At 64.1% G+C, this 11,296-nt stretch carries 6 protein-coding genes; 4 read left to right on the top strand and 2 right to left on the bottom strand.

Annotation, left to right across the window (positions count from 1 at the left end; all coding sequences use genetic code 11):
* Positions 1 to 713: 713 nt before the first annotated feature.
* Positions 714 to 1,655 (top strand): hypothetical protein, encoded by a 942-nt coding sequence (locus FRC98_RS19045; protein WP_146983031.1) that lies wholly within the window; start codon positions 714 to 716, stop codon positions 1,653 to 1,655.
* Positions 1,656 to 1,942: 287 nt separating this feature from the next.
* Here the strand turns inward: FRC98_RS19045 and FRC98_RS22095 are convergent, their stop codons facing one another.
* Complete coding sequence (locus tag FRC98_RS22095; protein ID WP_283808891.1) at positions 1,943 to 2,590, bottom strand: TetR/AcrR family transcriptional regulator; 648 nt, start codon at positions 2,588 to 2,590, stop codon at positions 1,943 to 1,945.
* Between the two features lie 94 nt (positions 2,591 to 2,684).
* Between FRC98_RS22095 and FRC98_RS19035 the strand changes: the two genes are divergently transcribed.
* Positions 2,685 to 3,836: an FAD-dependent monooxygenase gene (locus FRC98_RS19035; RefSeq protein WP_230467803.1), complete on the top strand. Its 1,152-nt coding sequence runs from the start codon at positions 2,685 to 2,687 to the stop codon at positions 3,834 to 3,836.
* 649 nt (positions 3,837 to 4,485) lie between these two features.
* Positions 4,486 to 5,730: a tetratricopeptide repeat protein gene (locus tag FRC98_RS19030; RefSeq protein ID WP_230467802.1), complete on the top strand. Its 1,245-nt coding sequence runs from the start codon at positions 4,486 to 4,488 to the stop codon at positions 5,728 to 5,730.
* 198 nt (positions 5,731 to 5,928) lie between these two features.
* Here FRC98_RS19030 and FRC98_RS19025 read toward each other — a convergent pair whose 3' ends face one another.
* Positions 5,929 to 7,566, bottom strand: a complete 1,638-nt coding sequence (locus FRC98_RS19025) for a protein adenylyltransferase SelO (protein ID WP_146983027.1) — start codon at positions 7,564 to 7,566, stop codon at positions 5,929 to 5,931.
* Positions 7,567 to 7,908: 342 nt separating this feature from the next.
* Between FRC98_RS19025 and FRC98_RS19020 the strand changes: the two genes are divergently transcribed.
* Positions 7,909 to 11,232, top strand: a complete 3,324-nt coding sequence (locus FRC98_RS19020) for a choice-of-anchor Q domain-containing protein (RefSeq protein ID WP_146983025.1) — start codon at positions 7,909 to 7,911, stop codon at positions 11,230 to 11,232.
* Positions 11,233 to 11,296: the final 64 nt, after the last annotated feature.

The following is an 11,296-nucleotide window of genomic DNA, read 5'->3' as shown; positions in this document are numbered from 1 at the left end:
CTCCCATCCCTCATCATCCGCCACCCAACCCCGCGCTCACCCGCATATTTACTGGACCTTGCACGACCCCCGGTCGGCTTCCATCACCCAACCTCATCCCGTCCAGGAGTCGAACATCACCCTTTATCTATGCGCCCCATAAACACTTTCACACTCACCTCCACGACCCGCACCACTTCCCACCACCCTCACTCGCCCCCCAACCCCGCGATCACCCGCATACTTCCTGGACCTTGCACGACCCCCGGTCGTTTTCCACAACCTCATACCGACCGGGAGTCGAACATCACCCTTTATCTATGCGCCTCATCAGCACTTTCACCCTCCCCTCCACGACCCGCACCACTTCCCACCACCCTTATTTTTTTTATTTTTTTTCAACACTTTCACCCTCACCTCCCCTCCACGACCCGCACCACTTCCCACCACCCCTAACTCCGCGATCACCCGCATATCTACTGGTCCTTGTTCGACCCCCGGTCGTACCGCTACACCACTCCCGCCCGCACCAACATTGACTTGCCAGTCACCACCTTTGAATACCTCCCCCCCCTCGTACTTCGCACCGAGCCTGGCTGGAGCCCCCGGGATCCTCGCCGGCTCGTCTCAATGAACGCGGGCCTTTTCACCGCCACTGTGTCGCCCCCGGCGACATCACCCTGGCGAGCGCGGGCCTCATAACCCCAATTGTTTGGAGCACGATCCTGAACTGGATGAATGGCATCACCCCCCCCTCTTCCCTCCTGGCCCTTGGCCTGGCCGCATCGCTGAGCCTGGCTGCCTGCGGCGAAGACAGCGACCCCACCGACAGCGACCCGCGCGAGGGAACCCCCTCCACGAGCTCGTTTGAGGTAGAGTTCTCCAACGGCGGCACCTCCCAGACCTACAGTGGAAGCATCAATAGCGACGAAACCTCCGAAGAAAGCTGGGGCGCCTCCATTGCCGGCGGCGTCATCACCATCCTGATGCAGGACGGCAGCGGCGTGGCCATCAACGCGGTCATCGACACCGCGCAAAACACTTACGCCACCGGCGACTTCGCCCTCTCCGAGCCCCCGGAGGGCACCTTCGTCACCCTGCTCGATCCCCTCGGCGGCGACACCTTCAACACCCTCGATGAAGGCACCGTCAAGCTGACCAGCTGCCCCAAGGCCATCGGCGACAAGGTCGTCGGCTCCTTCAATAACGTCGTCCTGTATAGCGAGATGGACGAGAGCAGCCGCACCCTCTCCGGGAACTTCGACGTGCCCGTCTACGCGATGAGCGGCTCGCTCAACTGCCCTCCGGCCGATGAGCCCGACAACGACGATGAGCAGCCCGACGATAACGACGACCAGCCCAACGCCTGCCAGGGCTACGAGTACTGCGAGAGCGGCGACGGCGTCTGCTGCCCCTATGCCGAGTGCATGGCCACCTGCAGCTTCAACTGCGTGATGGAAGACGAAGAGTGCGCCGGTGGTCTCAACCCGGCCGCCTGCGACTCCTGCACCCTGGACTACCTGGACAGCTGCGGAGTCGACCAGGCCTGCCGCGACGCCGCCGCAGCCCTGACCACCTGCGAAGAAGACGCCGGCTGCAGCGAACTTGAAGACGAAGACGCGGCGACAAGCTGCACCGAGTCCAACTGCTGCTCTGAGCTTCAGGCCGCCTACTGAGTGAGCACCACCATGCGCTCGCGGGTTTACAGCGCGTGGTGCTCCGCTCGAAACACGCTTTTAAAGAAGCCGACCCCGACCAGGGTCGGCTTTTTTGCTCACCGCCCTTCTCCCCGCGGAAAACTCGACGCTGTCCAACAGCCGATCCCCGCATAAACAAAGAACCTTGCGCGACCCCCGGTCGTTCACGTCATCTCACGCGTGCACGACCGGGAGTCGAACATCCCCCTTTATTCATGCGCCTCTGCGCCTGTTCACCACCCCACCCACACGCCCCTCTCACCTCCCTACTCCTGCAACATCACCGCCTCAAAGATCCGCAGCAGCAACTCCCCAAGCTCCGGCTGCTCCAGCATCTGCGGCGCATCGACCTTGATGGCATTAAGCGCCTGCTCCATGGCACTCATCGCCACAAACATCGCGCACTCCCGACGCCGCGCTGCCCCCTCCCCCTCCCGAAGCCTCGCCGGAAGCTCGTCGCGATGCGCCTCCACCAGCGCTCGAAAATACGCCCCCAGCCCCTCCCGCTCCCGCTGCACAAGCTCCCCGCGATGCACCTCATCGATCCGCGGAAGTATCACCCGGTGAAGCTCACCGCGGCGCCGGTTCTGCGCCACGAGACGCTCGCAGACCTGCGCCATAACTTCGCGCAGCGTCATCCCGCGACCGCCGGCAACCACTGCCCGCACAAGCTCCATATCCCGCGCAAGCTCCCGCTCCACGAGCGCCGCCAGCAACGCCTCCTTGTTGGGAAAATACTGGTAGAGCGACCCGATGCTCGTGCCCGCCACCTCCGCCACCCGATTGGTCGTCAGCGCCTCGATGCCATCTTCTTGCAGAATGCGAGCCGTCGCCTCGATCAGCGCCTCCACCAGCGCGCGTGAGCGCTCCTGAACAGGCTCCTTGCGCGGCTGCGTCTCATCATGCTCGACCATGCTCATCCTCCTTCAGAAATGCGAGTACCGACCCCACCACACCTCCCCGATAATCCCCACAGTAGCGAGGCGTCCACTTCTGCAGGAGAAAACCATGAAAGAAATCGCCATCATCGGCGCCGGAATCGGCGGGCTCACCGCCGCCCACGCCCTATTAAAGGCCGGCATCAACGTGCGCGTCTTCGAGCGCGCCCCGCAACTTCGCGCCCTGGGCGCAGGCATCACCATGCAGGCCAACGCCATGGAGGCCCTGGCAAGCCTGGGGCTGGCCGAACGCGTGCACGACAAGGGCCACACCATCGATCGAGCGCAGATCACCACCTGGAAGGGCTCCCCCTTACAATCGCTCGACTTCGGCGCGCTCGGCCAGAAGATCGCCTGGCCCGGTGTGGCCATCCACCGCCGCGCTCTCATCCATGCCCTGGCCGAGGGGCTTCAAGACGTGCTCGTATTCAACGCCGGCGCAACGCACATCGAGCAGCGCGACGACGCCGTCCACATCACCTTTGAAGACGGCACTCAAACGTCTTTTACCGCCCTCATCGGCTGCGACGGCCTGCACTCGGTGGTGCGCCGCTCGCTTTTGGGCGACGAACCCCTGCGCTACGACGGCTACACCTCCTGGCGCGGCGTCGCCACAATGCCCTCCAAAGGCCTCGCCACCACCGAGATGTGGGGCGCCGGCAAACGCTTTGGCCTGGTGCCCATCGCCACCGACAAAGTGTACTGGTTCGCCGTGGCCGAAGCCCCCCAGAACTCCCCGGCCAAAGACCCCGCCCTTGAGCACCTCTTAGCCATGTTTGAAGGCTGGGCCGCTCCGGTCGAAGAGCTCCTGCACGCCACCTCCCCCGCCGACATCATCGCCACCGACTGTCTCGACCGCCCCCCGATCCCAACCTGGGGCCGAGGCCGCGTCACCCTCCTGGGCGACGCCGCCCACCCCATGATGCCCAACCTCGGCCAGGGCGGCTGCCAGGCCGTCGAGAGCGCCGTGGTGCTGGGCCGCGCCCTTCAAACTACCCCGAACATTGAGCAGGCCCTGCGCCTCTACGAGCGCCAGCGCATCGCGCGCGCCAACCTTTTTGTAAAACGCTCCTTTGACACCGGCCGCATCGCCCAGTGGAAGAACCCCCTGGCCAGGGGCATCCGCAACCTCGGCATGCGTCTCATTCCCACCGCGCTGGTGCAGCGCGCGCTCGTCGAGCAATACGCTTTCGAAGCCTGGTACCAATCGGTGAGCACATGACCCTCACAAATGCGCTACCCCGGCGCTCTTCACATCGCGCAGGACCACGAAATCGCCCGCTCACCCGCATAAACACTCAACCTTGCACGACCCTCGGTCATGCACACGGTACGACCCTCGGTCATGCTAACCCGGGTCACAAAACCCCCGAACACCCGCACCAACACTCAACTTTGCGCGACCCCCGGTCATGCACACGGTACGACCCTCGGTCATGCTAACCCGGGTCACAAAACACCCGAACACCCGCACTAACACTCAACTTTGCGCGACCCCCGGTCATGCACATGGTACGACCCTGGGTCATGCAACCCCCGTCACAAAACACCCGAATACCCGCACCAGCACTCAACTTTGCGCGACCCCGGTCATGCACACGGTACGACCCCGGGTCATGCATACTCCGGGCGCACCATGCCCGAAAACCCGCTCCCACGTGCCACTTCGTACAACCCTCGCTCCGCATCAACGGCCCACATCAAAACCGCCCCACACCCGCATAAACACTCAACCTTGCACGACCCCCGGTCGGCCATACCCCCCGACTTTCATCCCCCTCGCCACCTGTGCCATACTTCCCCCACAACCTCTCCACCGTGTCCATGTGCGTGATCAGCCGCCCATCTCATCGCCTGAAAACGGACCTCACATGCACCCCAACCTCCAGAAAAGTCTCCGGCTATTCGCCGCCTGCCTCACCCTCCTCCTCACCGCCTGCGCCGGTGCCCCCACGACCACCACCGAGCCGGCCGCCCCCCTTGAGTTCCCCCACGACGCCCCCATCGACGCCGCCGCCGAACTCAACGACATCCTGACCTTTCTCTACGACACCCACGGCAGCGATCTGGAAGCTGTGCGAACACGGCTCAAGGCCCTGGTTGAGCGCGCGCCCGCTTATCCACTGGCCCACTACAACCTCGGCCTCCTCGCCCACATCAGCAATGAGCCCGACCGGGCCCGCGACCACTACACCCGCGCCCTGGAGCTCGACCCCAAACTCAGCGCCGCCCACATCAACCTGGGCATACTCGCTGCCGATGCCCGCAACGACGGCCAGGCGCAACGCCACTTCGAGACGGCCCTCCAGCTCTCGCCAGACCACCCGCTCGCACACCAGAACATCTCCACGCGGTCCTCGTCACCTGACGACACCTACACCGAACCCACGGCCGTAGAAGTTCACCTTAAAGCGGGATTGGAGCAATGGGCGCGCGAAGACCGAGACGCCGCACTCTCCAGCTTTCGCCAGGCACTCGAAACCTATGAGACGCTCGACGAAGACCAACAACACCTCCACCGCGAGCCTGCAGCACACGCGGCCTTCATGCTGGCAGAAGACGCCAATGAACGCGCTATGGCCCTGAAGATGGACGCCACCGAACCTGAACGTCTAAGGAACCAGGCAGAAGCAAAAGTCCAGGCACTTAACGAAGCCCATGACCTCTATAAGGCGGTCATTCTATACGAAAGTCCACAATGGGCGGTCGCGGCTACCTACCGCATTGGCGAAGGCTACCTTGGGTTTGTCACAATGTTTCGACAGTCCCCCGTCCCGGAGGAGCTGCGCGAAGACCAGAAACTCGTATACAAAGGCATTCTCGAGGATAAAACGACGCAACTTCTCGAACACACATACAACCATTTCACAACCGCTCTTCAAATCGCTCAGGACACGGGAATCCTCACCGACTTCTCCTACAGAGCCGCCCTCGCGCGTTTTGAAATCAAGCCCGACATTCACTCCCAACCCGCCGCGTTGCCGCCCGTCGGACAGCCTCGTCAGGATGGGTTTGTGCTCCACGGGTTCCTCTCCCCACCCTCAAGCGGCGACGAAGAGCCCGAAGAGTTGGAAGTCGTTGAGGGAGATAAAAAGGACGAAGAAGAGTTGGACTAACGCCACCGTAATTTTGTAGTCGCCAACATAACAACACCCCCTTCATCGCCGATTCCCCGCATAAACACTCGACCTTGCACGACCCTCGGTCGGTCGATCCCACCAGAATTCGGGTCGTTCACAACGCACGTAAAAAGAGCCGGCTCCCTCTCCCGGGAGTCGGCTCTTTTTACGCCCGTCGCTTTCCCCCTCATCACCTCACGAACTGCACGACAACATCGAACACCCAAACTTATCCCGCGCCCAGTCCGGCCGCTTCTTCGCAAAACGCCCCCACTCCGACCGCTCCTCATAGGGGGCGCGCAGCACCTCCATCAGAGAATAGACCCCCGAGAAGTCGCCCGCCTCCGCCTGGTCGATCGCCTCCTGCGCCAGGTAGTTTCGCAGCACGTAGATCGGATTGACCGCGTTCATCGCCTCGCGCCGCGCCTCATCACGTGTGCCATCTTTTTGCACCCGCGCCACATACGCGCGCAGCCAGGCGTCGATTGCCTCCCAGTCCTCATCGTTATGGGAATCCGGCGAGTAATAGGCCTCCATCAAGGGCGCCCGCAACACCTCCGCGTCCACCGCATCAGCCTCAACCCCCTCGCAACGCACCTCGGCAAGTCCGCGATAAAAGAGGATATAATCGGTCTCCACCCGCGCGAGCATCGCCATCAACCCCTCGACCAGCGCCTCATCGCGAGAGCCCTCAAGGCTCGCCAGCCCCAGCTTCTCAGCCATCATATCGAGCTGCAGCTCGCTGTAGACGGCGGGGAAATGATCGAGCGCCTCCTGCAGAGGCGTCGCATCCTCAACCAACGCGGCCACCGCGTTGGTGAGCTTATAAAGGTTCCAGTACGCCACGTCGGGCTGGTAGCCGTAGCGGTAGCGACGCTGCCCCCGGTCGGTGGTGTTGGGCGTAAAGCCCGGATCAAAGTTATCGAGCCAGCCGTAGGGGCCGTAGTCGATCGTCAGGCCCAGGATCGACATGTTGTCGGTGTTCATCACCCCGTGCACAAAACCCACGCGCATCCAGCCCACCACCATCGAGGCGGTGCGCTCGGCAACCTCCCGAACCCACGCGACAATATGCGCATCACTGACCGGCACGTCGCTCGCAGCCGCGCTTGAACCACTCGCCACATCCTCGCCCAGAAGATGCGGAAAATAGTGGCGGATCGTGTGCTCCACCAACCCCCGCAAGATATCCAGATCCTTGCGGGCCGCGTGAATCTCATAGCTCCCAAAACGCAAAAAACTCGGGGCCACCCGGCACACCACCGCCCCGGGCTCCGGGGCCGGCCGACCGTCGTAGAGTTTATCGCGCATCACCTGCTCACCCGTCAGCACAAGGCTCAGCGCGCGCGTCGTCGGCACGCCCAGATGAAACATCGCCTCACTGCATAAAAACTCGCGAATCGACGAGCGCAGCACCGCCCTCCCATCAGCCATGCGCGAGTAAGGCGTCATCCCCGCCCCCTTAAGCTGCAGCTCATGGCGCGCCCCCGTCTCCGGGTGCAGCGCCTCCCCCAGCGTGATCGCTCGCCCGTCGCCCAGCTGCCCGGCCCAGTTGCCGAACTGATGCCCCCCGTAGCATGCGGCATAAGGTCGCATCCCATCGAGCAGGGCGTTACCCGCCATCACCTGCGCAAAGCGCTCCGACTGCACAAAGTCCTCATCAAACCCCACCAGCTCGGCGACCTCCGGCCAAACCGCCACAACCTCGGGAGCGGCAACTTCGGTGGGCTCCACCGGCGAGTAACACGCCCGCACCTGGCGCGGGCGCCGCTCGCTGAGCGCATCGCCGGGAAGCTCGCGCATAAATCGATCATCGAAGGTCACAGAAGCCATAAGCCGCTCTCAAGGTCAGAGGTTGAACGCAAGCCCGGCCCCACCTTCGAGGGAGTGACACCGGCTGCATGGGCGCGTATCCCATCAACGTCTGACCCGGGGCAAGCCTTCCGCGCTCCCGCCCCCGGGCGAAAGCACCGACTTGAAGTGCCCCTGCCTTAAATGATAACCGAGCTCTTCGCACGACGACCCGACCGCGCAACGCCTTGAAGCGTCGGGGGATATCTTGTCCGCGCCCGACCTGCGTTCTCGGCGCGCCACCCGTAAGATCACGTCTTTTGCGCTGAGATGATTTTTTCAATCCAGGGGTACCTTCTCGCCCCGAACTCTTGAGAGCATACGATGTACAAATCCCTCTGTCTGACCGCGCTCCTGGCGCTCGTTGTCGGCACTGCGGCCTGCGGCTCCGACCCCGTCGACGCTCCGGACACGGGCACCACCCTCCCCGACGCGGGAGAGCCCGACACCGATGTGCCCACCGGCCCGCAGCCGCGCCTGGTGATGCCCGATAGCCTGCAGTTGAGCGCGGAAGTTGGCGCACAGGCATCGACGACCTTTGTGGTGCAGAACATCGGCGACGCCGCGCTGGAGCTGACGCTGAACAGCCCGCGCGACTGGGTCACCCTCTCGCAGACCGAGCTGAACCTGGAACCCCAGGCCGAAGCCACCCTCACGCTCAGCGGCCAATGCCGCGACCGCGACGAGGTGCGCACCGACGACATCCAGATCAGCAGCAACGATCCGCGCGCCGCCGGTCGCACCCTGGCGCTCACCCTGACCTGCGGCGACGCCGACGCCCCCGCCCGCCTGACCATCACCGTCGACGGACTGCCCGCCGGACTCCCGCCCGACATCACCGTCAGCGGCCCCGGCGGCTTCGCACAGACCCTGGACGCGGCCTTTAGCTTCGAGTCCCTGACCCCCGGAAGCTACATCGTGCGCGCCGAGGAGGTCGGCCAAGATCCGATCTTTGCTCCGGTCGAAGAACGCCAGCAGGTCGAGGTTTTACCGGGCCGAGAGCAGGTCGTCTCCGTGAGCTATGAGACCGCCCCGGGCTCTCTCACCATCGCCACCAGCGGGCTTCCCGCCGGCGCCAGCCCCACCCTCACGCTCACCGACACTCAGGGCCAGACCACCGAGGTCGACGCCAACTCCACCCTCAACAACCTCAAACCCGGCGCCTACACCCTGGTCGGCGACGACCACATCGAGGGCAACACCACCTACAGCGCCGCCCCGCTCTCGCTGACCATCACCAGCCGCCAGACCACCGAGGCCACCCTGGCCTACGCCGCCGGCCGCGGCTCCCTGGAGGTGCGCGTCGAGGGGCTGCTCGGCGCCGCCCCCTCCATCGACATCGAAGGCCCCGACGGCTTCTCCACCACCCTCGAAGAGCCCACCACGCTGAGCGCGCTGGCTCCGGGTGAGTACACCCTGGTCGCCAACGACATCGTAAACGACCCGGAGCGCTTTGAGGGCGACGCCCAGACGGTCACCGTGCGCAGCAACGAAGTCGCCCGCACCACGCTGACCTACACGCTGATTACCGGCGAGTTGCAGATTGAGGCCCTGGGCGTCCCCTCCGGCAGCAGCTTTGTGGCCCAGGTCAGCGGCCCGGGCTTCAACCAGAACGTCTCCGCGAACACCACCCTCACCGATCTCAACCCCGGCGATTACAGCGTGGTTTTTGAAGACATCGTCGGCTCCCCTTACCTGCGCGCGGTCCCGAGCCAGGTCGACCTCAGGGTCACCAGCGACGGCCCTACCCGGCTTGCGCAGACCACCTACTCCAGCGTCACCGGGACCCTCAACATCGACATCAGCGCGCCGGCCGGCGCCACCCTGCTCTTTGTGCTGCGCCGCCAGGGCCAGTTCATCGAGGAGTTCTCGATCACCGGCTCCGCCTCACGCACCTTCACCGTCAGCCCGGGCACCTACACCGTAGAGCTCGCCCAGACCCCCACCGACGCCTACGGCAACCCCCTGACGCTCAACAGCACCAACCCGGCCATCACCGTCAACGCCGACGCCGAGGTTGACCACACCCTCAGCGTGGGCTCACCCGCAGTGGTGACCAACGGCGACAACACCGGGCCGGGCTCCCTGCGTCAGGCCGCGCTCACGGTCAACCCCGGCTCGGTCATCACCTTCGCCCCCGGCGTCACCGAGGTGCTCTTGAGCGGCAACCCCATCGAAGTCCGCCATGACCTGACGATCCGAGGCCCCGGCCAACCCGGCGACCTGATCATCCGCTCCAGCGGAAACACCAAACATTTCAACATCTTAAGCGGAAACACCGTACGCATCGAACACCTCACTCTGCGCGACGGCCAGGCTCAAGACGGCGGCTCGATTGAGAACCGCGGCGAGCTCTCGCTGGCGCGAGTGGACTTCCTGGAGAACCACGCCACGCGTTTTGGCGGCGCGATCTACCACTCCGGCGGCGCGTTGCGCGGTGACTTCGTGCGCTTCATCGGCAACAGCGCCGACGACGACGGCGGAGCGATCTTCCAGAACTTCGTCTCCAGCACGTTTTACGACACGCTCTTCAAAGACAACACCGCGGACGGCGTCGGCGGCGCCTTTCGCATGAACTCCCGCTACGACTTAGACCACCGCATCACCACGGTGCGCTCGCTCTTTGATAACAACAGCGCCAACAACGGCGGCGCGGGCTACATTATTGGTTGGGCACGCTTCGCCCACACGACCTTTGCCCACAACGAAGCTGACCGCGACGGCGGGGCCCTCTACCATGCCAACCCCACCGGCGTTTTCCCCTACGAGCTTGATCTGGAGTACGCGACTCTTGCGTATAACACTGCTGGCCTCAAAGGCGGCGCAATCTACAAAAACATCGAGGCGACCGCTCAGATTAGCAATAGTCTGGTGGCCGAAAACACCCCCACCGGCCTCGATACCGAGTCCTTCGCATCCACCTCCAAATACGCCACACTGGGTCGCAGCGTGCTGCAGGGGACCTATCAGACGGTCGATTTCGGCACCGGTGACCACCGCATCACCGACGAGAGCGTCCTGAGCCTGGGGCCGCTCTCGGATAACGGCGGGTTCACCCGCACCATCGCCCTGGGCACCGACAGCGAAGCCTACCGGCGCATCATCCCCGCCATCTGTGATCCCTACTTCGACCAGCGCGGCGCTCGCCGCCCCGATGATCCGAGCAACGGAAGCTGCACCCCGGGAGCCTGGGAGCCCGGCACTGCCCTGAGCGAGAACAGAGAGTTCTTCAGCGCACCGATCCTCGGGCTCCTCCCTCACGCCTACGGCTCGACCACCCATATCGGCCGCGGCGGACTCGCCTTTGAGATCACCGATGCTCAGCGTGCTGTCTACAACGACACCATCGAGGGTGACGGGGTGCTGCTGCGCTCCGGCACCGGCCGCATCACCGTGACGCTGCCTCACGGCGTGGATCGCATCGCTTTTGAGTACCGCAAAGCCTACGAGGGCGGCTCCAGCCGCACCATCGAGGTGCGCGTCAACGGCCAGGTCGTGGCCACCACCCCGAGCTTCGGCTCCGGCAGCGGCGTCGACGACACCGTCTACACCCTGGAGGCCGACAACCTCGGCATTACCGGTGAGGCCCAGGTGGAGATCCGCAACCTCGGCGCCCAGACCACCATCGACAACTTCGTATGGGAGTGAGCGCCCCGGCGCCTCTCCACCGTGGATAACCCACGTCATTTCACACCTGACTTAAACGTTCGTT

The sequence above is a fragment of the Lujinxingia vulgaris genome, from assembly GCF_007997015.1.
Taxonomy (GTDB): domain Bacteria; phylum Myxococcota_A; class Bradymonadia; order Bradymonadales; family Bradymonadaceae; genus Lujinxingia; species Lujinxingia vulgaris.
This window is presented reverse-complemented; position numbering and strand designations above follow the sequence as displayed.

Excerpts from the sequence above, each read along its gene's own strand:
- FRC98_RS19045 (WP_146983031.1), top strand. The coding sequence starts at position 714 with ATGAATGGCATCACCCCCCCCTCTTCCCTCCTGGCCCTTGGCCTGGCC.
- FRC98_RS22095 (WP_283808891.1), bottom strand. The coding sequence starts at position 2,590 with ATGGTCGAGCATGATGAGACGCAGCCGCGCAAGGAGCCTGTTCAGGAG.
- FRC98_RS19035 (WP_230467803.1), top strand. The coding sequence starts at position 2,685 with ATGAAAGAAATCGCCATCATCGGCGCCGGAATCGGCGGGCTCACCGCC.
- FRC98_RS19030 (WP_230467802.1), top strand. The coding sequence starts at position 4,486 with ATGCACCCCAACCTCCAGAAAAGTCTCCGGCTATTCGCCGCCTGCCTC.
- FRC98_RS19025 (WP_146983027.1), bottom strand. The coding sequence starts at position 7,566 with ATGGCTTCTGTGACCTTCGATGATCGATTTATGCGCGAGCTTCCCGGC.
- FRC98_RS19020 (WP_146983025.1), top strand. The coding sequence starts at position 7,909 with ATGTACAAATCCCTCTGTCTGACCGCGCTCCTGGCGCTCGTTGTCGGC.